The 22,537-nt window shown below is 61.0% G+C and carries 15 protein-coding genes; 11 read left to right on the top strand and 4 right to left on the bottom strand.

Annotated elements, in window-relative coordinates; genetic code table 11:
• Window positions 1-256 precede the first annotated feature (256 nt).
• Window positions 257-3,553 (bottom strand): DEAD/DEAH box helicase, encoded by a 3,297-nt coding sequence (locus tag V5F84_RS19485; RefSeq protein WP_394042076.1) that lies wholly within the window; start codon window positions 3,551-3,553, stop codon window positions 257-259.
• Between the two features lie 620 nt (window positions 3,554-4,173).
• Window positions 4,174-4,827, bottom strand: coding sequence for a Cap15 family cyclic dinucleotide receptor domain-containing protein (locus V5F84_RS19480; RefSeq protein ID WP_394042077.1), 654 nt, complete (start codon window positions 4,825-4,827; stop codon window positions 4,174-4,176).
• Window positions 4,828-4,905: 78 nt separating this feature from the next.
• On the opposite strand from V5F84_RS19480, the gene V5F84_RS19475 reads away from it, so the two are divergent.
• The 5 genes from V5F84_RS19475 to V5F84_RS19455 all read left to right on the top strand — a co-directional run bounded on the left by V5F84_RS19475 (window position 4,906) and on the right by V5F84_RS19455 (window position 11,589).
• Window positions 4,906-6,159: a CBASS cGAMP synthase gene (locus V5F84_RS19475; RefSeq protein ID WP_394042078.1), complete on the top strand. Its 1,254-nt coding sequence runs from the start codon at window positions 4,906-4,908 to the stop codon at window positions 6,157-6,159.
• Window positions 6,152-7,960, top strand: coding sequence for a ThiF family adenylyltransferase (locus tag V5F84_RS19470; RefSeq protein ID WP_394042079.1), 1,809 nt, complete (start codon window positions 6,152-6,154; stop codon window positions 7,958-7,960). The genes V5F84_RS19475 and V5F84_RS19470 overlap by 8 nt, the downstream gene beginning before the upstream one ends.
• Window positions 7,960-8,496, top strand: coding sequence for a Mov34/MPN/PAD-1 family protein (locus V5F84_RS19465; RefSeq protein ID WP_394042080.1), 537 nt, complete (start codon window positions 7,960-7,962; stop codon window positions 8,494-8,496). Before V5F84_RS19470 ends, V5F84_RS19465 begins: the two co-directional genes overlap by 1 nt.
• 818 nt (window positions 8,497-9,314) lie before the next feature.
• Window positions 9,315-9,947 (top strand): tyrosine-type recombinase/integrase, encoded by a 633-nt coding sequence (locus V5F84_RS19460; RefSeq protein WP_394042081.1) that lies wholly within the window; start codon window positions 9,315-9,317, stop codon window positions 9,945-9,947.
• 202 nt (window positions 9,948-10,149) lie between these two features.
• Window positions 10,150-11,589 carry a P-loop ATPase, Sll1717 family gene (locus tag V5F84_RS19455; protein WP_394042082.1) on the top strand — a complete coding sequence of 480 codons (1,440 nt, stop codon included), beginning with the start codon at window positions 10,150-10,152 and terminating at the stop codon, window positions 11,587-11,589.
• A 247-nt stretch (window positions 11,590-11,836) separates the two neighbouring features.
• Here V5F84_RS19455 and V5F84_RS19450 read toward each other — a convergent pair whose 3' ends face one another.
• Window positions 11,837-13,276, bottom strand: a complete 1,440-nt coding sequence (locus V5F84_RS19450; protein ID WP_394042084.1) for an IS1182 family transposase — start codon at window positions 13,274-13,276, stop codon at window positions 11,837-11,839.
• A gap of 120 nt (window positions 13,277-13,396) precedes the next feature.
• Window positions 13,397-13,948: a recombinase family protein gene (locus V5F84_RS19445; protein ID WP_394042085.1), complete on the bottom strand. Its 552-nt coding sequence runs from the start codon at window positions 13,946-13,948 to the stop codon at window positions 13,397-13,399.
• 508 nt (window positions 13,949-14,456) lie between these two features.
• Here V5F84_RS19445 and V5F84_RS19440 point away from each other — a divergent pair.
• The 6 genes from V5F84_RS19440 (at window position 14,457) to V5F84_RS19415 (ending at window position 22,434) form a co-directional block, all read left to right on the top strand.
• A complete protein-coding gene (locus V5F84_RS19440) occupies window positions 14,457-15,983 on the top strand; it encodes a 4-hydroxyphenylacetate 3-hydroxylase family protein (protein ID WP_394042086.1) in 1,527 nt (508 codons plus the stop codon).
• 504 nt (window positions 15,984-16,487) lie between these two features.
• Window positions 16,488-17,636 carry a CoA transferase gene (locus V5F84_RS19435; RefSeq protein WP_509277219.1) on the top strand — a complete coding sequence of 383 codons (1,149 nt, stop codon included), beginning with the start codon at window positions 16,488-16,490 and terminating at the stop codon, window positions 17,634-17,636.
• Window positions 17,633-18,541, top strand: a complete 909-nt coding sequence (locus V5F84_RS19430) for a branched-chain amino acid ABC transporter permease (RefSeq protein WP_394016323.1) — start codon at window positions 17,633-17,635, stop codon at window positions 18,539-18,541. The genes V5F84_RS19435 and V5F84_RS19430 overlap by 4 nt, the downstream gene beginning before the upstream one ends.
• Window positions 18,542-18,584: 43 nt before the next feature.
• Window positions 18,585-20,456, top strand: coding sequence for a branched-chain amino acid ABC transporter ATP-binding protein/permease (locus V5F84_RS19425; RefSeq protein ID WP_394042088.1), 1,872 nt, complete (start codon window positions 18,585-18,587; stop codon window positions 20,454-20,456).
• 16 nt (window positions 20,457-20,472) lie between these two features.
• On the top strand, window positions 20,473-21,153 hold the full coding sequence (locus V5F84_RS19420; protein WP_394016321.1) for an ABC transporter ATP-binding protein: 681 nt from the start codon (window positions 20,473-20,475) through the stop codon (window positions 21,151-21,153).
• A 15-nt stretch (window positions 21,154-21,168) separates the two neighbouring features.
• Window positions 21,169-22,434, top strand: a complete 1,266-nt coding sequence (locus V5F84_RS19415; RefSeq protein WP_394042089.1) for an ABC transporter substrate-binding protein — start codon at window positions 21,169-21,171, stop codon at window positions 22,432-22,434.
• Window positions 22,435-22,537 lie beyond the last annotated feature (103 nt).

Here is a 22,537-nt window from a genome sequence, read left to right as displayed (position 1 = left end):
CCCCTTATCGAGGCCACCGAAATCTAACCTCAGGGACTTTGCCGACGCTGACCCCGGCGTCGTTGGCGAAGTGCCTTCATTCCGGTTGTTTATGAGCGTTTGCTCCAGGTCATCGAATTCGAGCGCCTGCAGGGTGGCATCCGGGGGATTTAGGCCGCTGTTCACGCCAATCGCGTGGCGTGCAATGCGTCATTGGGCAGAGGCGGCAACCGAGACCGTCATCGAACAGTGATGCCGTTTCCGCAGAAGTGCGGGTTTATGGACTCAGAATTACGCGGAACTTGGCTTCGGTCGTCTTGAATATATAGAGCTCGGTCGTGGAGAGGAGCCGCAGCGCATCGTCGGTCACGCTGGCGACGGATGCACCGGGCTGCACGAGGATCATCTCAAAATCGAGCTTGGCCCGGCGAGCTTTCTCCTTGAAATAGGAGAGGTATTTCATGTCGCCTTTTAGGAAACGCGTACGGCCTCTCCTAGCCCAGATATCGTGGCGCCGTTTCAGGTCGTGATAGAGCGTCGGCAGGCCCGCGTGTTTGGCGGTGATACTTTTCTGCGCCTGCCCGCAGACCGTGTAGAAATTGCGGATGTCCTGCGAGACGTGGGCGCCGTGCGCGCCCTTGCAATGAACGAGGGCCAGCTTGATCGTGGCATCATCGACGTCTTTGAGGCAGACAAGGTCGGCGGCCTCGCCGCGTCCGTCATCGTTGAAGACCAAATCGTACTCGGATTTGATCTGCTCGAAAGTGCGGTATTGGATGGTTTTCTGATCGCCGTCTTCATGCATCGATTCCTTGTTCAACGGAATTCCGGTCCAATCCCACGATTCCAAACGCGCACGATCATAGAGCGCCACGTCCAATTTCACCGGAATATGGTAGCAGTTGTAAGAGTAAGTTCCGTCGACATACCGGACGATGATCGGGTCCTTCTGAAGGTATTCCTCCATTGGCTCCGCGCCGTCTTTTCTTTTCTTGAAGCCGCACTTCGGGCCGTCGACGTGATCGTAGCGATAGCCGCCGGAAACCGCCTTGTTGATCGAGAGCCTATACGTCGAGATATAGCTATCGCTGACGATGCGGATGGGAATAGCGCCGTCGTCGCCGATATCGCCAAGCTCCAGGTCGATCTCGAACAAGGGGACCTCGGCATCGCCGAAAAGAATGAACTGGCGGTCGTTGAAACGCATCTGCGCCTGTTCGCCCCACTGCACCGAGATGGGGAAGGAGTCGTGCGGCTTGTCCATGCGCACCGGGCGCAGGAAGTCGGACACGATGTTGCTCACCGTGCCCGAGCTGGAGGTGACCTTGGACCAGGTGGAGGCGGTCCACTGAACCCACTCAGAGATCGTGCCGCCCTTTTGCTGCCAGACCTTGCCGCGGCGCTGGGTGCCGCCCCATAGGACGCGTTCGCCGTTTTCGTAGCCAAGGCAAGCGATGTTGTTCAGCGCCGACTCCGCCTTTTCGATGCTGGCGAGCCCCTCGGTCACGTTCGGCCCGAAATAGGAGGTAAAGCTGATCGCCCCGATGCGGGACGAGCCGAGATTCTTCACAAGCGGAAGCTCGACATTGTTGAGGATGTTGAAGATGGGCGCGCCGACCACTAGCTCGGCCTTCTCGTCGGTGACGGCCGCGGCCATTTTCTCCGAACGCAGCGCATTGTAGTCGCTGGCATAAAGACAAAGGACGCCGAGCGCCTTGTCCCAGCGGAGAATGACGAGATCGTAGATTGTATCGAAGACGTTTTGGTAGTTGCCCCACGACACGTCCTCCGAGCGGCAGATGACTGCAACCAGCACATTGTCCCGCTCGCTCAGCGCGTGCCATGTTTCGGCGGATGGCGGCAGGACGCTAATGAAGTTCGTGGGCGACCAGTCGGCACAGGTTGTGCGGAAGAACTGGGCGGAGCGCGCTGGGCGAAGATTCCACAAAGAAAGGTTGGCGTGGAGGTCGCCGGATTGCTTGAGCGCGAGGACGAGATCCTGAAGCCGAAGCTCCTGATCGATCCGCTCCTCGCTCAGGCGCTTGATAATCCGGTCCCAGTCGGCGCCTTCGGCGTAAAGCTCGGCCAGCTTCGCCTCGGCATCGGGATCGGCGATGTTGGCAACGACGGTCGCTTCGCCGATGGAATCGTTGTCGCCTTTTCGCGTGAAGCGCCCGATGAACTGCAAGGTGACGGCCAGCGATTTGTGGGTGTCGTGCAGCGCCGCGATTTTGAGATAGGGCAAATCGAAGCCTTCGCCGAGCATGTCGACACAGACGACGATGCGCGATCCGTTTTCACTGCGATCGAAGAGGCGGTCCATCGCTTCGCGGTTGGCGACGATCCTACCGGGACCGGAATACACGATCTCAGGTTTGTAGTCCGGCGCTATGCGCTGATAGATCGCCGCGACATCCTTTGCGCGCTCCTTGGTCCGTGTCCGGGCCATTAGAAGGTGATCTTTTATGAGCTCATCCCGGTCGCGCCGGAGGATCGCAACCGCCTCCAGCGCAATCGCCTCGTCGCGCGCCTGCTCGTCTCCGTATTCTTCGATCGTTCGCAGATTGATCGGGCGGTAGTAGCCGGCATCCTGCGCGTCGCCGAGCTTGTAGTTGAAGATTATCCGCCCATCGATCCGCTTGCCGTCGCGCCGGAATGGCGTCGCCGTGAATTGCAGGATGCGCTTCTTCTCGAAATGCTGGCGCACGTTCTGCCAGGTCGCGGCGGTGATGTGATGGGCCTCGTCCACGACGAGATCGCTGCACCCCCCGACAAGAAGCGCGACGGCCTCGGGATGGGAGGCCTCGAGCGAATTGGGGAGCGCGACGATGACGTTCGCCTGTTCGAGGATTGTCCGCGCCTCGTCGGCGGAAGCGATGCCTCCCCTGACGACGGCGACGCGGGGGCGAGCGATCTCGTGCGGAACGATGCCGACGGTGGGCAGCATGCCAAGGCTTGCAAATTTCGCGGCGATCTGGGAGCGGAGCGCATCGCTTGGCACGATCACCAGCGTACGCTTGAGGCGCATATAAACCTGCGTCGCCAGCATCGTCTCGGTTTTGCCCGTGCCTGTCGGGAGCACGACGGTGGCGGGCTCGAATTCGCGGCCGACGGCGAAATGCGCGGCGATCGCGTGCAAGGCTCCGATCTGCGGGGTGCGCAGGCCAGGCAACCCCTTGCCTTCATCCTCCGTGCGAAAATCGAACTGGTTGATCCAGGCATCAATGACCTTGTCTGGCGTATCGGCGTAGGTCTCCAGCGCTCCGTAACTGTCCCATTCAAGCTCAAGGATTTTCGGCAACGCATCCTGATCGCCCGCTGCTGGGTATATTGCGACGGGCAACGACGTCGGCTTTCGGCGAACGTTTTTTCTCCTTAGTAAAATTTGGTCGTACGGCACACGGAGCGCGGTCTTGATAAGGTCGTGTCCGGCAATCTGTGAAGGCGCAAGGGAGGCGCAGCAGCGCGTGCCGGAAAAGAGGCGTTGTACGATGGCGTTGTCTCCGACTTTCAGCTTGCGCTCGGGCAACGCCGGAAGGATGATCTCACCGTGCCATGTCGGAAACAATGTCAATAGCCCCTTCTCATACAATGCGTGGCTGGGCGATTTCTGACGAAATGCTCAAGCGCACATTTGAGGCGTCGTAGGAGGATTCCCCGAAGGCAAATATAAGCGAGTCGCGCGGATCTTCTACCAAAAGTAGAAGGTTGGGGAGGCGCGTTTTGAGGAAAACCCGCGGATTTATCTCGCCGGGAGGCGTAAACGAGCTTCGTGAAACCCGCTGCGCCAGACGCGACGCGCGGCGAGGCGCTGACCGTTGCCATGGGGATGTTCGGCGGAGGGGTCTTGCCCAGACGGCCATCTCGTACCTGACTGAGGCAATCGGCAACGGCGGGAAGAGCCTCTATGCGGCGTTCGGATCGAAGGAAGAAGCTTTCGCGAAAAGAAAGGCCTAAGCAACCGCAGCCGCCCTTCTGCTCAGCGGGTCCGTGCTCCGGCCCTTGTCCTGGGACGGCAATGCGCCGCCATGTCAGTCGTTACAGCTGACGCTGACATTTCCCGGAAGCGGACATCGCAGACCGACCGCTGGCGGTCGTGGTTGCGCCACGAGCAGTCATTTGGTTCAGCGCCCTTGCAGACACTCCGTAGCGCCACATCGCGGGCGCTCGGATATCCGGCGCCAATCCGGCTCGTTAGCCCGCGGCACGGCGAAGGGTGATCTTCCCCGCTGTATTGAGGCCGCGCCTCCAATTGCGATTTGTCCAGTAAACCCCCTCAAACCAAATATCGTCGTCCTTGCCTTCGATCGTCAGGCATCCAGCGCCGAGGTGAAAAGCACTGTCCGTGGGCCGCGGGTCCAGGGTTGTGTTGCGGTAGACATAGTGGAGTGAAATTGAACCATCGTGCGGGTCCCGCTCCGCATGCACGAAGATGGTCTTCGACGTAGAATAGCGGTCCGCCGCAGCAAGGTTCATACGGATGAAAAAAAGCCTGGCGATGATGGTGACGGAGGCATGCACCGGCGCAAGTAAGACCTCGGACTGTGCGGGTTGGGATCTCGTGTCGATCGCGGGCCAGTTCGACTCCAACGCTGCCGCCCATTCCCCTTCAATGGGTGGGAACCAGCGCCGCAGGTACGGCAGCTTGCACAGCAGCGGAAACAATGGGGTGGCGCCAATCAGCCAGACCAATAAACCCGCCACCGACACACTTTTTACGGCCAGCGACCACCAAGCCAGGAGCGACGCATGCTCTGGGGGCGCAAGCACTAACAAAACGACGAATATGACGCCGCAGAGGAAGCCAAACAGGGTCAAGGATCGGCTCACACCCAAAATTTGATACATCGGCGCCTCATCACCTTGTGCTTAGCCATAATCAATCCCATATACCCGCGAATTATTCACCTGGGTGGTGCTAAGTTCATGACCCTCAATGCCCATCGCATCTTCACCGGACCGGTCGACGCCGACCACTATCTCGCCGCCCTTACGCTCGAGACGGAGCGCATTAACAAATTGCGCGATGCCCGTGATGCTTGCCGGGAAGGGCTGCGGTCGGGTCTGCGGAACTGGTCGACCCTCGTCAATGATCAGTTGCTATTCGAGCGCGCGATCGTGGCCAGTGCGCCAACCTCCCTCAAACCAAAGTTCAAGATGCAAGGCAGTTTCGCCTACCGGACCCTGAATGATCCGGCAAAGGCACCGCCGCAGGAGATTGATCTCGACGATGGTGTCTTCGTTCCCGTGTCCTTTCTGTCGGACCATGGGCATGTTCATCCCGCTCTAATCAGTTCGGGTTATTTCCAGGCGGTCGAAGCTGCCTTAAAGCCGGTGTGTGATGCGCACGGTTGGACGCTGGACACCAACAAGACCTCCTGTGTGCGGGTGCGGCTTGATGATGGCGCCCATATCGACTTTGCTCTCTACGCCATTCCTGACGCCGAATTCGAGGAGTTGGTGGAGGCGGCGGCCGCCACGAGGGTGCTCGCCGACGAATTACGGCTCTCCCTGCACGAGCAACTCGAATTTGCGGAAACCGTCTATCAGAACCTCCGTGAAGACCAGATCATGCTGGCCCACCGCACCGAGGGCTGGAAGCCCTCAGATCCACGCAAGTTGGAGGACTGGTTTAGGGCGGCGCTGAAAACGCACGATGAGCAGCTCCGGCGTGTCTGTCGTTACCTCAAGGGATGGCGCGACTTCCAATGGGAGGCGTCGCGGCTCTCCTCCATTTCTTTGATGGCATGTGTGGTCACGACTTATGATGAGGCCGCCACACCGGTTGCCACCAATCGGGATGACCTGGCTCTGCTGGCTGTCTGTGAGCGCCTACCGGAGCTATTGGCAAAGCCCATCGCCAATCCAGTGGTGCCCGGCCAATTTCTGGACGAGGGGTGGAGCGACCGGGAACGGCAGACCATGATCGCGGCAGCGGAGGAATTGCTGCAGCGGGTTCAAGAGGCGCTTCGCGGCACCGACAGCGCTGCCCGCGCGCTTGAGAGCCTGGTATGCGCTTTTGGCGACAGGCTGCCGGACGACCCTGCGCTCATCATCTCTGAAACGGCCTCTGGCGTTTCAATGCCTGGCGTTCTCACTTCCGGCCTCGTCAAGGAATGGGGCAAGGAAAACGCCCCCGACCAACCGGTCAAACGGGAGGGTGAACGCCGGTATGGCTGACGGGTCGAGCCAAACGGGCACGGCCATTCACTCAGAAAGCGCAATCGCTCTGGTCGACGGCTGGCTGGCCGGCTGGAGCGGCGTTGAACGCCTCGGAAGTGCGGCAGCGAAGCTCTACCCGACCCGCGACGTCAAAGACGGCTGGCGCCTTCCGTTGACCTTTCCCTCTTGGCAGCGGCGCATCGATATCCTCATCGGTCAGGGATTTCCCTTTGCGATACCGCGATTAGCGCTGGTCGACCGCCCGCCTCATCTGACCTGGCCCCATGTCGAGGATGATGGCAGCCTCTGCCTGTTGCCCAATGGCACCCCTGTCTCTTTCAACGACCCGGTCAAACTCCTCAAGAAATTGCTCGCGGAGGCCGTCCAGCTCATCGAAACCGCCGAAAGCGGCGGCAATGTCGATGACTTCCGCTTGGAGTTCTTATCGTACTGGCCAAAGCATCCGGCGGCACCCTTCGTCCGCAGTCTGCTTTCACCCCAAGGGCCCTCGCGCCCCATTGCCGCTCACAACGTGACTGATCTTGTAACAGTGGCGGATGACGCAGAAACACTCACGAGGTGGCTGAATCACACGTCAGCAGGACGCCCTACCGGCCGCAAAAAGATTCATCCTGCGCTCCTGGTCTGGCTTGAACAGCCGATGCTTCCCGCGGAATACCCCGTCACCGCAGGGGACGTTGCCGACCGGGTGCGCGATGCCGGTCTGGCAGATACCTTCGAAGCCCTGTTGGCAAAAAAGCCGCCACGGATTGTCATTGTTTTTGGCGCGCCGACGCCCGACGGCCCGGTGTTCGCGGGAGTACTGCTTGTCCCGCTACCAAACGGGCGGGGTAAGGCGCCGCCCAGCGGCGGAGCCGAACGTGGCTTCCGGCCGGGCAAGATACCTGCCGAGCTTCTCGCTCGGCGGATCGTGGGGGCTCGGCGGGTTTTAAAAACGTCTGTGCAACGTATTGATGCGGCCTGGATTCATGGTCGCGATTGCGACCCGGATCTCGCCGTTCTCCGAGCCGCCAACGTTGTTTTGATAGGCTGCGGCTCGCTCGGTGGCCCCGTGGCCACCGGGCTTGCACAGGCCGGGGTCGGGAGGCTGCGGCTCATAGACCCCGAAGTTCTTCAGGCATCCAATGTCGGGCGGCATCCTCTCGGGAACGGGTATATCGGGACCGCTAAAGCCCCACAGCTCGCTGCCCGCTTATGTGAAGACTATCCCCACATCGTCTTCTGCGATGGGCTCAGGGACTGCTGGGAGGCCGTGGCTGCAAAAAAGCCCTCTATCCTTGCCGAGGCTGATCTCATTATCTCGACCGTGGGCGAATGGGCGCCGGAAGCGGCTCTTAACGCATGGCGGCACCATGCGGGTAATCACCCGGACATGCTGTTTGGCTGGACGGAACCGCATGCAGTAGCGGGGCACGCGGTGGGCCTCGTGGGTGGGTGCGGCTGCCTTGCCTGCGGTCTCTCGGAGTATGGGGAGCCGCTCCTTCCGGTGGCATCCTGGCCGAAAGGCGCCGGACGGCGCTCCGAACCCGGATGTGGTGTGATGTACCAGCCATATGGTCCGACCGAATTGAGTCATGTTTCGGCGACGATTGTGGAAGCAGCGGTCGATATTTTGACCAAGCGGTCGCGCGTGCCCTTCCACCGTATCTGGGTCGCTCGCGAAGACGTGCTTGCACGGGCTGGGGCGGTCTGGAGCGATGGCTGGCTTGAGACCCATGACGCCGCTCCCCATGGCGCGCGACTTGAAGAGCGTGGCTGGAACGAGCGGCACGGCTGCCCTGTCTGCGGAGCGGCTTAATGCTCGCCTATCCCATCGGCGCATCCGGACAAATCCTCGTGTTCACCGACGAGGTCCTTGCGCACTTCCGTCTTCAGCGTCAGACGCGTCCCTGGCACCGCGAGGCAGGCGGCCAACTTTTTGCCCGCTTCGACGCAGATAGGATTTTGCTCGTCGAAGCCACCGGCCCCCGTCCTTCCGACCGTCGGTGGCGGATGAGCTATTTGCCCGATCGTGTGGCGGAGCAACAGGAGATAGATGAACGTTTCCCCCAGGGACTGCATTTCGTTGGCGATTGGCATACGCATCCGGAAGACCGGCCTTCACCCTCGACAGTCGATATACGCAGCACAGCCGATGGCTTTTCGCGCTCGCGCCATTCGCTCCATGCTTTCCTTATGGTGATCGTGGGGCGCGCCGACCCTCCGCGGGGTCTCCACGTCTCACTGACCGATGCCCACGGGCCCCATTTTCTGCAACCCCAAGATGTCCTGACGCAAGCCTTTCCCGATGTCCAAGGGGGGCGTCATCGCACAGATAGCAGCGCTTTATTGTGAGGCGGATTTTGCTCGAAGGTGCATATCGCGCACCCCAGTTCGAACTCGACACGGGATCCTCTGCAAACCGCTGCGCGCCGAGCCCGACCTCGACCGCCACTTCGTTAGCTGCGAGCCAAGCAATTACGTCAACGTGGCCGACAACGCTATGGATGCCGCCTCCGCCGCAATGCGTAATGCCAAACTGCGGCACCCCTTCTAAGGCCCGTGAGGTAATCCCAACCAGGAACCTGTGTGGCTGGACACCGCCATCCGCTGACTTGACGTTTCCCATTCAGTAGACTGGTCCACCGCTGTTACCGTCACAGCTGTCCGCGCCCGGCACAGAAGAGGAAACCAGGCCGCTTAGGATGAACTCTTTGAATGGCGCGCAACTCGTAGCGGCGAACTCGGCGCAGAGGCAAAACATGTCACTAACCGTCTGTGTGGTTGATAGCAGGCCGTGCGGGAATTTATCGTCCTGGGTACGCCTATAGCCAGCGTCGACGAGCTACCCCAACTTCCTTCAACGGACGACGAGGAAGGCGAAGACACCACAGAGGCCGCCTGAAAAGAGCGGTTCGAGGATGTCTCGCTAAGTGGCCCCTCAGAAGGGCGGCTATGGGTCAGTTTCGGCCGCGGCGCCGCCGTGAACGAGACTGCCGGAAAGCGGACGCGCCACGAGTCAGTTAAGGGTCAGGTCGAGAAGTTTCGTGGGTCAACTGCAACGTCTGCTTCGATTGATCGGGCGCCAAAAGACGCCAGTCCGCTCTCGGCCCCTGTGCAGTGGGGGCCCTTGACGTTTCTCCCTTGGCCAATCAAGGCCAGGGAGAACTCACATGGGCCATTCTCAATTTGACGATGCCAGCCGCGAGCGGGCAGCTTGGAATGCCGGAAAGATGGTCGGCACCAAGCGTCCCTTCACCCAGAAACAAATCTGGGCGATTCGATTCTTCCTCGATCGCGAAAGACGCATTCGTGATCGTGCGCTGTTCGATCTGGCAATCGACAGCAAGCTTCGCGGCTGCGACCTGGTCAAGATCAGGATCCGTGATGTGGTCGCCGGTCCGGAGATCAAGACTCGCACGATCGTCGTGCAGCAGAAGACAGGGCGGCCGGTCCAGTTCGAGATCACCAGCGACGTACGGGCAAGCCTGCTGGCCTGGCTGGAACGGCGCGGCGGCACCGTTGAGGATTATGCCTTTCCGAGCCGCATCGATCAGGCGCACCACATGAGCACAAGGCAGTATGCTCGCTTAGTGGACGAGTGGGTGACTGCGATCGGCCTGCGCCAAGAGGAGTATGGCACTCACTCGCTCCGTCGCACGAAGGCGTCCATGATCTACAAGGCAACGGGCAACATCCGCGCCATCCAGATCTTGCTCGGTCACTCCAAGATTGAGAACACGGTCCGATATCTTGGTGTCGACGTGGAGGACGCTCTGCTGCTGGCAGAGCGGACGGAAATCTGAAGTTGGGCGGCCATCCCGAGGAGGCGCGGATGGCCGCTTCGACGCGCAGGATATGTTGCCTGCCTGTCGGTCTTTGGGGTGGGGAGCGGAATGGCGGGTTCGAGTCGAAAAAAACCAAAAGGCGGACACTACAGCAGCGGAAAGTTTCCAGCTGATTGATCTATCCAAGGAATCAGCCAATATTCCCTGGGGGGATTCTGTAATGAGCTTCAAAAAAATCGCTTTTGGCTACTCCAGTGCCGAGAAGGAACGGTCGGAAGAACCAGAGCTAATTCTTAACGGCTATATCGATTATAAAGCCGCGTGTGATGTAGCAAAATCAGGCGAGAAGTACATTTTTTTAGGATATAAAGGTGCGGGAAAGTCTTCGATCGGAGAGCGGCTCGAGCTCACCTTGTTGACTGAACAGGCGAAATTTGTGAAGCTCGTCTCGCTGGGAGATTTTCCTTTCACCCCATTCTCAAAAATCATCCGAGGCGATGTCGAACCAGAAGTGAAATATCCCGCAGCCTGGTCATGGCTGCTTTTGATCTACATCCTTGAATCGTTCTCGCGAGATGAGGCTCTCCGTCACCCGGATCATGTAGCGCTTCAAGATGCCATGAAAGCCTTTAGGATGATGGGGCTTTCGCCAGCTGGCGATCCGGCTACACTGGTTAGGACCAGCTCGAAGAACAACTTCACGCTCTCACTCCCGGGAAAACTGGCAGAGTATTCGTGGTCGGGATCGGAAACGAAACCCGCGTCGGAACTGCCAAATTTTGTCGAGAGTCTTAAGACGATGATTTCGCAAGCACGAAGCACCAGCAGTCACTATCTGATTATCGACGGGCTTGACGACGTGTTAACGAGTCGCGAGGTTCAATACCGTTCACTCTCGGCATTGATTTTCGAAGTCGCGCGACTAAACAAACTTTTCGCGTCGTCTGGCTGTCCCGCAAAGATCATTTTGCTCTGTAGGACGGACATCTTCGAACGCATACCAGGCGCTAACAAGAACAAAGTTCGTCAGGACGATGCCATCGAATTGGATTGGTATCACGATCCACGCGAACCTTATGATTCCCTGCTGGTCCAGATCGCCCAGTTACGCGCCGCCCGCAGTGCGGGAACAAGTGTCGACCTCTTCAAGAACTATTTTCCTAGTCACATAGATGGCACTGAGACCATCCGCTATTTTCTTGATTCGACCCGCCATACTCCACGCGATTTCTTGCGCTTGATGACGCATATACAGGAGTTTTCCGGCGACGGAAAAATTACCCAAGATCAAGTTAAGTCGGGGTTGCGGGAATATTCGATCAAGTACTTTCTGCCGGAGATTCAAGACGAGTTGAGCGGTTACGGCACGCCTGAGGAAATCTCCCGACTATTCAGTGCCATTGCCAAGGTTCGTAAAAGAGACTTAAAATTAAAAGAACTTATCGCCGCTGCCGCGTCATTGACAAAGCCATTAGAAGCGGAACGCACATTTGAGCTATGTGAAACTCTATTCAACTGCAGCGCTATTGGAAATATCCAGCACCGGCCGGGGGGGAGCACCTACTATACATTCAAATACCGCAATCGGCATTCTTCGTTCAATGAGAACGAGGATATCATGCTTCATCGCGGGCTATGGAAAGCCTTAAATCTAACGTAATTGGCGCCCCGAAATTCTCGGGCTAGCTCTCAAAGAACATAGAAGCTATCGACGCAAGCCCTTCTTAAGGGCAGCTTTTGAGATTCCGCAGATGTGCCGCGAAAGTCCCAAATGGAGTCGGCTGCAGAAGGGCAGCTACACGGCATTCGTCACCCGATAGCTGAACGTCTGGAGACGGCCCGAGGCTGTGTGAGAACTCACTGTGGCTCGTCGCGCAGGTTGTTGCCACGGCCCGCGTTATCTCCGTTCACCCGGTTATCGCTTTGAGGGTCGAGGCCACGCCGGCGACGGCGATGACGCGCTTGATGTTGTAGGCCAGGATCGCCAGGCTGGCTTCAGTGGAGACGTTCTTGAGGCCGCGCGTTCGGAAGTGGGTGGCGCCCATCCATCCTTTTATGGTGCCGAAGACGTGCTCGACGGTACAGCGGCGGACCGCCATGGCTTCGGGCATCGCTTGAAGCCTGCGCTCCATGGCATCGAGCACCGCTTCGTGCTCCCATCGTCGGATGCGCTTCTCCTTGCCGGCCGTGCACAGCGGACGCGACGGGCAGGCGCCGCAGGCCTTCTGGTGGAAGTAGACGCTTATGAGCTTGCCGCCCTCCACCCGGGCAAAGCGTTTCTGCAGCTGTTGACCGGCGGGGCAGCGATAGGTGTCGGTCTGCGGCTCATGCACGAACATAGCCTTGCCCCAGAAGCCGTGCGCCTGAGCCGGCGATGTGTTGGGCTTGGGCACCATCGGGATGATGCCGGCTTCGGCGCAGGCGCGGATCTGCTCGCCCTCATAGTATCCACGATCTGCCAGGGCGATCATTTCGGCAGCGCCGGTCTCGGCCTGGGCGGCTGTGGCCATCTCCAGCAGATGCGAGCGGTCATGACCGCGGTTGGTCACCGCATTGGCGACGACGATGTGGTGCCGGGTATCGACGGCCGCCTGAACATTGTAACCGACCACGCCGCGATGATCGCTGCCGGTTGCCATGGCGCGGGCATCCCGATCGGTCAGCGATATCTGCTCATCGGGGGAGGCTTCCAGCTGCCGGCCGATCGCCTCGAGTTCGCCAAGACGCCCGCGCAGCGACGCCAGTCGCTCGGTCAGGTGCGCGATGCGCGGCGTCGCCGGGCGGGTCTCCGCCCTGTCGGTCTCCTCAAGCTCGGCCAGATAGCGCGCGATGCTCTGCTCGACATGGGCCTTGCGCCGCGCAAGCTTCCCCTTGGTATAGTTCTTCTCGTGCGTGTTCACCGCGCGCAGGCGTGATCCGTCGATCGCGACCATGCCACCACCGACTAGGCCAAGGGCACGGCAGATGGCAACGAAGCGCTGGCACGCGATCTGGATGGCACCGGCATTGTCGTGACGGAAGTCGGCGATGGTCTTGAAGTCGGGTGCCAGCTTGCCGATCAGCCACATTAGTTCGATGTTGCGGCCCGCCTCGCGCTCCAGCTTCCGGCTCGAGGTCAGCTGATGTAGGTATCCATAAACATAAAGCTTGAGCATCGTGCCCGGCGCGTAGCCGGGCCTGCCGGTCGATGCCGGCTGCACGCGGGCAAAACCCAGCTCGGCAAGATCGAGTTCATCGACAAAGGCATCGATGATGCGGACCGGATTGTCGGGATCGACATAGTCCTCCAAACAAGCGGGCAGAAAGCTCGCCTGATGACGGTCGGAAGCCTCGACAAAACGTCCCATCTGGCACCTCCGAAGCAGTGCCTAAACGTAGCATAATCAGGGGTTTTCACACAGCCTCGGCCCCAAACCGGCCATTCGTCGCCGTAGCGGCAAACTTCCGTTCCTGGCGCAACGGCGACCTCAGCCAAGAGGTCCGATACGGCTGATGGTGGCCTTGCTCACGCCTGTAATTCGCGCGAGTTCGCGCACACTCTCTCCTTCCGCCCTTCGCTTGGCAATGAAGGCACGTTGATCAGCCGAAAGCACATGCTTGCGGCCGAATCGCACGCCGCGCGCCTTGGCGCGAATTCGGCCTTCTCCTGTGCGCGTTCTGATGAGCTCACGCTCGAATTCGGCAAGACCACCAAGCACGGTGAGCATGAGGCGGCCATGCGGCGTCGTCGTATCGGCCCAGCCGTCGCCGAGAGACTTGAAGGCGGCACCGCGCTCGGCGATCTCGGCGAGAATATTGAGCAGATCACGCGTCGAGCGCGCCAAGCGATCCAGCCGGACGACGAGAAGCGTATCACCGGCTTGCAAGGCCGCCAGACATTTTCGCAGTTGTCGGCGATCAGTTTTAGCGCCGCTTGCCGTCTCTTGGAATAGCTTCTCGCAGCCGGCAGCCCTGAGGTGTTCGATCTGGCTATCTAAAGTCTGCCCATCAGTTGAGACGCGCGCGTAGCCGAAAATCATTTGTGCATTATGAGACTATATTATGAGACAGTCAACGCCTTGATATTTCAGAACATAAATATCGTCTCATATATTTTGATTTTTGAGACACGCTCTTTTTGGAGAAAATTGAGAAAGACCTCCTAAACGTAAGCGCGGACGCTCCTTCAGAGCCGAAAAATCATAAGCGCTTGTAGATTGCCGGCAGTTTATCCCTCGGCCGAGCTGCGTCAAATTTGAGTACATAGACGGCGCGGCCCAGCATGCTTCAGCTAAAATCTCGAATGAGACCGGCGCATTGTTGGTCATTAGCGCCGTTGCTAAGGCCGGGTAATAACCCATCCGCGAGGTATCCATTCAAATTTGAGCCCGCAGAAGAGCGCAGGCGACCTGATCAAGCCTGTCTCCTATTGTGTCTTTGTAAGTCCGTTTCGGTCCTGTGCGGCCACTTTCCACCTCCCGTAAAATCACGATGGGGCTTCGAGAGCCTTATTTGGCAAAAACGGGGCGCCGGAGCGTGGAGAGCATCATGTCCGCTGAACATAAAATAAGAGAACGGGAAGAAACGGCAGAGGAACGTTGGTCGCGCTTCCGCCCCATCGTCACCGGCGACGACTATCTGAACAGTCTGCGAAGCCGTGACATCGATCTCTATCTTTTCGGCGAGCGGATCGACGACCCGGTCGAACATCCCATTATTCGGCCTTCCATGAACGCATTGAAGGCGACATATGATCTTGCCCTGGAGGACCCGGAGCTGGCGACAGCGGAATCTCCGCTGATCGGCAGGCGGGTGAACCGCTTCCTTCATTTGGTGGAATCTCCCGACGACCTGGTGATGAAGAATCGGATGCAGCGCCGGCTCGGCCAGATGACCGGAACCTGCTTTCAGCGCTGCGCGGGCCTCGACACGATCAGCGTGCTGCATTCGATCACTTATGAGATTGATCAGAAGCACGGCACCTCCTATCACGAGCGCTACATCGACTTCATCAAGAAGGCCCAGGAAAACAACATCATCATCGGCGCGGGTATGACCGATCCGAAGGGCGACAGGAGCAAGCGCCCCAGCGAGCAGGCAGACCCCGATCTGTTCATGCACGTCGTCCGGCGCACCCCCGAGGGGCTCTATGTGAAGGGGGCGAAGGCCCACATGACAGGCGGGTTCAATTCGCATTGGATCTGCGTCATGCCGACCATGAACCTGACCGCAGAAGACCGTGACTATGCGGTGGTCGGTGTGGTTCCGGCGGATGCCGTGGGCCTGACCTATATCTACGGCCGACAATCCTGCGATACGCGCGCAATGGAGGCCGGCGATATCGACAAGGGAAATGCGAAATTCGGCGGACAGGAAGCCTTGGTAGTCTTCGACGACGTGTTCATTCCCTGGGAACACGTGCTCATGGACGGCGAATACGAATTCGCGCAGGAGATGGTGGCGCGCTTCACCGCCTATCATCGGGCGAGCTACGTCTGCAAGACCGGGCTCGGAGATGTCCTCATCGGGGCCACCGCAACCGTGGCGGAATACAACGGCGTCGAGAATGTTTCCCATGTCAGGGACAAGCTGGTGGAGATGACCCACCTCAACGAGACGATCTATTCCTCCGCCATTGCATCGTCCCATGAAGCCAAGCCGCTGGCATCGGGCATCTATATGAACGATGTGATGCTGGCGAACATCTGCAAGCACAACGTGACGCGCTTTCCCTACGAACTGTCGCGACTGGCCCAGGACATTGCCGGCGGGCTCATGGTCACCCTGCCGTCCCAGCAGGATTTCGAAAGCGCGGTGACCGGGCCGCTGCTGGAGAAATACCTCAAGGGCCGCTCCAACGTGCCGGTCGAGCATCGCGCGCGGCTCCTGCGGCTGATCGAGAACATGACCCTGGGTCGCAATGCGGTCGGATATCTCACCGAATCCATGCATGGTGCCGGATCGCCGCAAGCGCAGCGCATTCAGATCCATCGCACAATGAACGTGGAGCAGAAGAAGGGCTACGCCAAGGCCCTCGCGGGCGTGACATCGAGCCTTCCAGGCGAACCGGACTGAACCTGGCGGTCCGAGCCCGGTTCATTATACTGGCTCAAGCCCGCGCCCGGCGATGCCTGCGCGGGCTTCTTTTTTGTCTCACCGATCGCCGCCCGCTGCGGGAAGGCCCACGGCGGAGCGACCGTCGAATGCCCACCTTGCGGGAAGTTTTCCGGGCGATCCAACCGCCACGGCCTGCGCGGGTCCTCTCTCTGCGCTGATGGATTCGGTCCCTGCTCTTGCGATCCCAGGCGGGAAGAACACCGCTCGGAATGCAGCAAAATTCCCGCTGAGCCTTTCTGAAGCTTTGTGTCTGCGGATCTGCGCCAAATGCGGGTCCCTCATGCATGATTTCGGGAAGCGTGGTCGATTCGGTGCATTTTTTGGTCTCTTTCCGCCCTCGCGCGCAGATTGGAGGTGTTTAACTTCACGTTGACCTCGTTACGCGACGCCCCTCACCGGGCACCGCGATAAATAAAAGAGAGGCAGCAGGTGGGAACGCTGAGCGGGCTTAAAGTGGTGGAGATGGCCGGACTTGGCCCTGCTCCATTCTGCGCGATGATGTTGGCCGATCTCGGCGCGCGGGTCATACGCATCGAGCGTCCCGATGCAGAGGACGGGCGTGGAAACGTCCTGCTGCGCAATCGTCAATCCATCGCCGTCGACGCGAAGCAGCCCGCTGGGCGCGATATCATCCTGGAGCTGGTCGAAGACGCCGATCTTCTCATCGAGGGCTTCCGCCCCGGCGTAATGGAACGCCTCGGCCTGGGGCCGGACGCCTGCCTGGGAAGGCATCCGCGCCTTGTCTACGGACGGGTGACGGGCTGGGGGCAGGACGGGCCTCTGGCGCAGGCGGCAGGTCACGACATCAATTATGTCTCGCTCGCCGGGGTCACGCATTCCATCGGCTCGCCCGGCGGTCCCCCCGTGCCGCCACTGAATCTGGTGGGCGACTATGGCGGGGGCGGGATGCTGCTGGCATTCGGCCTCATGGCGGCGGCATGGGAAGCGGCGCGCACGGGTAAAGGGCAAGTCATCGACTGCGCCATGGTGGACGGCGCCTCCACCTTGCTCGCGGAATATTATTCATTCCATGCGGCCGGGTCATTTCAAGGGGAGCGGGGTACGCACCTGCTTGATGGCGGCGCCCATTTCTACGGATGCTACGAAACCTCGGATGGCAAATATATCTCCATCGGCGCCCTGGAATCGAAATTCTACCGCCAACTGCTGGCCCGCCTCGGCATCGAGGACGCGGCTTGGCTGAACCAAGCCGATCCCGGGCAGTGGGTCATGCGCCGCGCGCGGTTCGCGGAAATATTCAGGACCCGCACGCGCGACGAATGGTGCGCCTTGCTCGAGGGAACGGACGTGTGCTTCGCGCCCGTCCTGGCCTTCGGTGAAGTCGGCGGTCATCGTCACATCAAGGCGCGCGAGACCCTCATCGAGATCGACGGCATCGTGCAGCCCGCACCCGCGCCGCGGTTCGGCAGAACACCGTCATCGTTTCCGGAGCCCGGCAAGCTGCCTGGAGCGGATACGCGCACGGTCCTTGCGGACCTCGGCATGGACGAGCGGACAATCTCGGCCCTCATGCGCGAGGGTGTCGTGGGCGAACCTGCCGGCGCGCAGCCGGACAACCTTCTAGTTGCCGATAGCGGAGGGTCGAAATGACCATCACCACATTGATGCTCGGGGTCATCACCGGGCTTGCGCTTGCCAGCGTCTATATCCTCGTCGCGGTAAGCTTCACGATCATCCTGGCGGCCAGCGGCGTCTTCAATTTCGCCCAGGGAACGGTCGTGATGATCGGCACCATCCTGGCCTTCGTTCTCGGCGTTCAGCTCGGCTGGGCGCCGCTCGCAACCGCCGCCGCGACGGCAGGTGCAGGTGTGCTCGCGGGACTGCTGACCCATCTCGTCGCGGTCTGGCCAGCCATGGGGCGGTCCCGATCCTTCTCCCACACCACGATGCTGACCACGATCGGCCTTGCCACGGCGGTCAACTCGTTCGCCTCGATCCTCTTCGGCAGCGACTCCCACCGGGTGCCGTCCTACGTCTCCGAGGATCCGCTGTTCCTGCTCTCGATCCCCGTCCGGCCGATCTATCTGCTCATGATCGCCACCGGCATCGCCGTCACCGTAGCGGTCGAATGGGTGGTCCGGCGCACGTCCGTCGGGCACATCTTCCGGGCCACCCTGGAAGATCCGGAATGCGCCCAGCTCTTCGGCGTCAACACCGGCAAGGTGATCGCCATCGCCTTCGGCCTAGCCGGCGCGATGTCGGCGCTCGCCGGCATGCTGATCGCGCCGGTGATCGCCGCATCGGCCTATTCCGCGCAGGAACTCGCCTTCTACGGCTTTGCCGGCATGGCGCTGAGCGGCTTCGGCAGCTTCGCCGGGGCGCTGTTCGGCAGCGTCATCGTCGGCCTCATCAGCGGCATCGTTCCCTCCATCGCCAATCCGCAGCTCGCACTGCCGCTGATCTGGCTGGTGGTGGTCGCGATCCTGCTGGTCAAGCCGTCCGGGCTGTGGGGCACCGCCGGGCTGTTCGGCTCGGGCCGCATCCGCGAAGTCTGACCCACGCAACGGCATCAATAAAAACAGTCAAGGGGATACGCTCATGTCTGTCCGCTCTTCGGGCGAAGTGGAACGGGAGGGCCGGCGATGGCAGGCCAAGTGCGCGCGCCGGCGGAGCGCTTCCATCCTGTGCGTGGTCGCCCTGCTTGCGCTTCTCGCCTGCGTTCCGCTGATCTCCAGCGGGTCCTATAGCCTCGGCCGGTATGAGGTCGCCATCGCCTACATCATCGTGGCGATCGGCATGAACCTGACTTTCGGATACACCGGCGAACTGGTGCTGGGCTATCCGGCGATCATGGCCTCCTCGGCCTATACGGCCGGGATGCTGAGCGCCCATGCCGGCTGGGACGCGAGTGCGACATTCCCTTGCGCCATGCTCGCCGGAATGTGCGTCGGCCTCATCATCATGGCGCCCGGCCTCAGGGTGCGCGGATGGTATCTGGCGCTCATCACGCTGTTCGCCATCATCGTCCTGCCCAAGCTGGTGATGCTGGGCGAGGAATGGACCGGCGGCGAATACGGCCTCACCGGCATCCGCGCCATCGAGTTCAACGGCAAGCCGCTGTCTGGCTGGGCCATGTTCGAGCTCAGCCTCGCGCTGTTCGCCCTCACCCTGCTGGCGATCTGGAATTTCCTGCGCTCGGGCTGGGGCACGCGGCTGCGCGCCCTGCGGGATGCACCGTCCGGGGCGCGTGCGGTCGGCCTGAATCCGGCCAAGCTGCGCCTTACGGTATACGTCCTGTCGAGCATTCCCGCCGCCCTCGCCGGCTTCTACCTGGCCTACGCGGAACGCTTCATCAATCCCGACGCCTTCGGCATGAGCCTGACGCTGCTTCTGCTCACCGGCGTTGTCCTCGGCGGCGCGGGCACGCTGTTCGGACCGATCATCGGCATGGCGCCGCTGCTGGCGCTCAGCTTCTGGGTCGGTCCCTTCAGCCCCTACAACGCGATCACGCTCGGCCTGGGATTACTGGTTGGTTCGCTGGTGTTTCCCGATGGCGTGATGCCCGCCCTGGTGCGCCTCGCCGGCCGCTTGGAAAAGAAGGTCCGGCTTCAGCCGTCCTCGCCCGACGACGCGGGCGAGGACGAGACCCGCAGCGAGGTGGTCTATCTGCAGCCGGCGGCGGTGGACACGACGCAAACCATCGTGCGCGTCGAGGACCTCAAGGTCCGGTTCGGCACCAACCTAGTCCTCGCCGGCGTCAGCCTCAAGCTGCGGCAGGGCGCCCTGATCGGCCTCGTGGGGCCCAACGGCTCGGGAAAATCGACCCTGCTCAACGCAATTTCCGGCTTCATCGCGCCACAGCAGGGACGCATCTTCGTCGGCGACCAGGACATGTCGGGGAGAGCGGTGCACGAAGTCGCCCTCTCCGGCGTCGGGCGGACGTTCCAGATTCCCCAGCTCATCGAAGATGCGACGGCGCTCGAGAACATCGCGCTCGGCCTGCTCGGCGCCCGGCCCGGCCGGCTGGTATCGTCGATCCTGCGGTTGCCCGGCCTTGTGCGCCAGGAGCGGGAGGATCTCCATCGCTGCCTCGCGACCCTCGCCGAAGTGGGCCTTCCGGCGTCCGTCATTTCCATCCCCGTCGCCGAATTGCCGCTCGGGCTGAAGCGGATCGTGGAGATCGGCCGCGCCGTCGTGTCCCGGCCCAAGCTGCTTCTCCTCGACGAGCCGGCCGCTGGCCTCAACGACAAGGAGCGCCTGCAGCTCGGCCACCTGCTGAACCGGCTGAAGCAGCAGGGCATCACCATCCTCGTCGTCGAGCACAATGTGCCCTTCGTGATGGAATTCTGCGACGAGCTGGCGCTGCTGGAGGCGGGGAACATCGCGTGCCACGCCGCCACGTCCGGACCGCTTCCGGCACGGCTGCTCAATTATCTGAGCTACGCTCCCGACCAACCGAAATTCGCCTGAACCATCTGGGTGTCCCATGAGCTTATCGGTAAGAAATCTCTGCTCTTGGCATGGTCAGGCTCAAGTTCTCTGGAACGTCGATATCGACGTTGGCGAGGGCGAGGTTCTGGGCATCCTGGGTCGCAACGGTGCCGGAAAGACCACCTTGCTGCGGACGCTCGCGCGCCTGCACGACAAGGCCTCCGGGAGCGTGGAAATGGCCGGGCGCGACATCAGCCGCCTCAAGCCCCACGCCGTGGCGCTCCACGGCATGGCGCTGGTTCGCGACGGCGGGCGCCTGCCGGCGTCCCTCACCGTGCTCCAGATGCTCGAACTCGGCCAGCGGCTCGCCCGCAGCCGAGGCAAGGCGCCACGCTCGCTGGAAGAGACATGGCGCTGGTTTCCCTTGCTCGAATCCCTTCAGCGAACGCGCGCCGGCCTGCTTAGCGGCGGGCAGCGGCAGGCCCTCGCTTTGGCGGCGGCTTTTGCCTCCCGGCCATCGCTCGTCCTGCTGGACGAGCCCTCGGCCGGCCTTTCGCCGCCGGTGGCGAGCGAGCTGTTCGCGACCATTCGAAAGCTCGCCGCAGACGGCCTGACCGTGGTCGTGGTCGAGCAGCAGGCGGCGTGGCTCGTAGATCTCGCGCACCGCGGATACCTGCTCGAATCCGGGAAGGTTTCGGCCGAGGGAAACCTCACGGACCTCGTGGACAATAATTAAAAGGGAGGAAACATCATGCTGCTCGCCCGCCCGGCTCCGCAAGGGAGACGTCGCATACCGATCAAACGGCTGGCCACCACGTTCACCTGCGTCGCAACGCTGTTCGCATCGCTCTCTTTCGCCGCCATGCCGGCCGCCGCCGCCTCCAAGAAGGATGAGCCATTCCGCATCGGCGCGATTCTGGCGAAGACCGGCGCCTTCTCCCAATATGGCCAGTTCATCGAACAGGGCCTGCGGGTCGCGGTGAAGCGTATCAACGCGAGCGGTGGAATCATGTCGCGCCCCGTGGAGCTGATCGTCCGCGATGACGCCAGCAATCCCGGCCGCGCGCTTCTCGCGGCGAAGGAGCTGGTGAGCGACCAGAAGGTGGACTTCATCTATCCCGAGGTCATCAGCGGCCTGGTGCTCGCGGTGCTTCCCTACACGAGCGAGCAGAAGGTTCTGACCGTCAGCAGCGGCGCGAGCCCGATCATCGGCGACACGAAGAAGTTCCCCTACAGCTTCCAGCTTGCCGACATCGCCAGCAAGCGGACCGAGGCCGTCGCCATCGCGCTGAAGAAGCTCGGCGGCAAGAAGGTGGGCATTCTCGTCAGCACCAATCCCCCGCAGGTTGCGCTCGGCGATACGCTCGCCGCCGACCTCTCGAAGAAATACGGGATGGAGGTCGCCGGCTATAAGCAGTTCAGCGTCGATGCGAAGGACCTTGCGCCGCAACTGCAAAGCCTGCGCGATGCGGGTGCCGATATCATCGCCTTCGACAGCGGTGCGCGCGAAGGGGTGCGCGTCGTCATGACGGGCATGCAGACCCTGGGCTGGAAGGCCAAGGTGGTGAGCGAGCCCGCGGTGCTCTACGGCGACCTCACCGAGCAGGTCCCTTCCTCCGTGCAGGACCAGTTCGTCGCGGTCAACTATCGCATCGGCACCTGGACGGGCGCGCCACGGCCCGGCCTGGAATCCATCATCGAAGACCTGAAGAAGGAAGGGCCGATCAACAATCTGCCCTACAGCTCACTCGCAATGGATGCGGTCTATATGGCCAAATGGGCGTTCGAGACCGCTCTGAAGGAAAAGGGCAATACGGACCCCGATACGCTGAAGGAAATCCTGGAGACCCGCAGTGCGCTGCCGCCCGGCTACGGCATCGTCTTCCAAGATCCGAAATATAGCGCGGACGATCATACGACGGTGAATGCGGATTACAGCAAGATGTGGGGCCTCATAAAGGTCAGCAAGCCGCATGATGGCGCCTATGAAGGCGAGGATCTCTCACTTACGGAATGAAATGGCCGGAGGCTTCGGGCCACAGTGCCCGAAGCACCCCACGTACCCGTTTCCAAGTGTGCAAGCCGCAAAGACGTCCGTCTGCGGCGCATTTAGATAAGGT

Source organism: Roseixanthobacter liquoris (genome assembly GCF_043195135.2).
In the GTDB taxonomy this organism is placed as follows: domain Bacteria; phylum Pseudomonadota; class Alphaproteobacteria; order Rhizobiales; family Xanthobacteraceae; genus NCEH01.
This window is presented reverse-complemented; position numbering and strand designations above follow the sequence as displayed.

Excerpts from the sequence above, each read along its gene's own strand:
- V5F84_RS19425 (WP_394042088.1), top strand. The coding sequence starts at position 18,585 with ATGTCTGTCCGCTCTTCGGGCGAAGTGGAACGGGAGGGCCGGCGATGG.
- V5F84_RS19420 (WP_394016321.1), top strand. The coding sequence starts at position 20,473 with ATGAGCTTATCGGTAAGAAATCTCTGCTCTTGGCATGGTCAGGCTCAA.
- V5F84_RS19435 (WP_509277219.1), top strand. The coding sequence starts at position 16,488 with ATGGCCGGACTTGGCCCTGCTCCATTCTGCGCGATGATGTTGGCCGAT.
- V5F84_RS19470 (WP_394042079.1), top strand. The coding sequence starts at position 6,152 with ATGGCTGACGGGTCGAGCCAAACGGGCACGGCCATTCACTCAGAAAGC.
- V5F84_RS19475 (WP_394042078.1), top strand. The coding sequence starts at position 4,906 with ATGACCCTCAATGCCCATCGCATCTTCACCGGACCGGTCGACGCCGAC.
- V5F84_RS19480 (WP_394042077.1), bottom strand. The coding sequence starts at position 4,827 with ATGTATCAAATTTTGGGTGTGAGCCGATCCTTGACCCTGTTTGGCTTC.
- V5F84_RS19460 (WP_394042081.1), top strand. The coding sequence starts at position 9,315 with ATGGGCCATTCTCAATTTGACGATGCCAGCCGCGAGCGGGCAGCTTGG.
- V5F84_RS19445 (WP_394042085.1), bottom strand. The coding sequence starts at position 13,948 with ATGATTTTCGGCTACGCGCGCGTCTCAACTGATGGGCAGACTTTAGAT.
- V5F84_RS19450 (WP_394042084.1), bottom strand. The coding sequence starts at position 13,276 with ATGGGACGTTTTGTCGAGGCTTCCGACCGTCATCAGGCGAGCTTTCTG.
- V5F84_RS19465 (WP_394042080.1), top strand. The coding sequence starts at position 7,960 with ATGCTCGCCTATCCCATCGGCGCATCCGGACAAATCCTCGTGTTCACC.
- V5F84_RS19415 (WP_394042089.1), top strand. The coding sequence starts at position 21,169 with ATGCTGCTCGCCCGCCCGGCTCCGCAAGGGAGACGTCGCATACCGATC.
- V5F84_RS19430 (WP_394016323.1), top strand. The coding sequence starts at position 17,633 with ATGACCATCACCACATTGATGCTCGGGGTCATCACCGGGCTTGCGCTT.
- V5F84_RS19440 (WP_394042086.1), top strand. The coding sequence starts at position 14,457 with ATGTCCGCTGAACATAAAATAAGAGAACGGGAAGAAACGGCAGAGGAA.
- V5F84_RS19455 (WP_394042082.1), top strand. The coding sequence starts at position 10,150 with ATGAGCTTCAAAAAAATCGCTTTTGGCTACTCCAGTGCCGAGAAGGAA.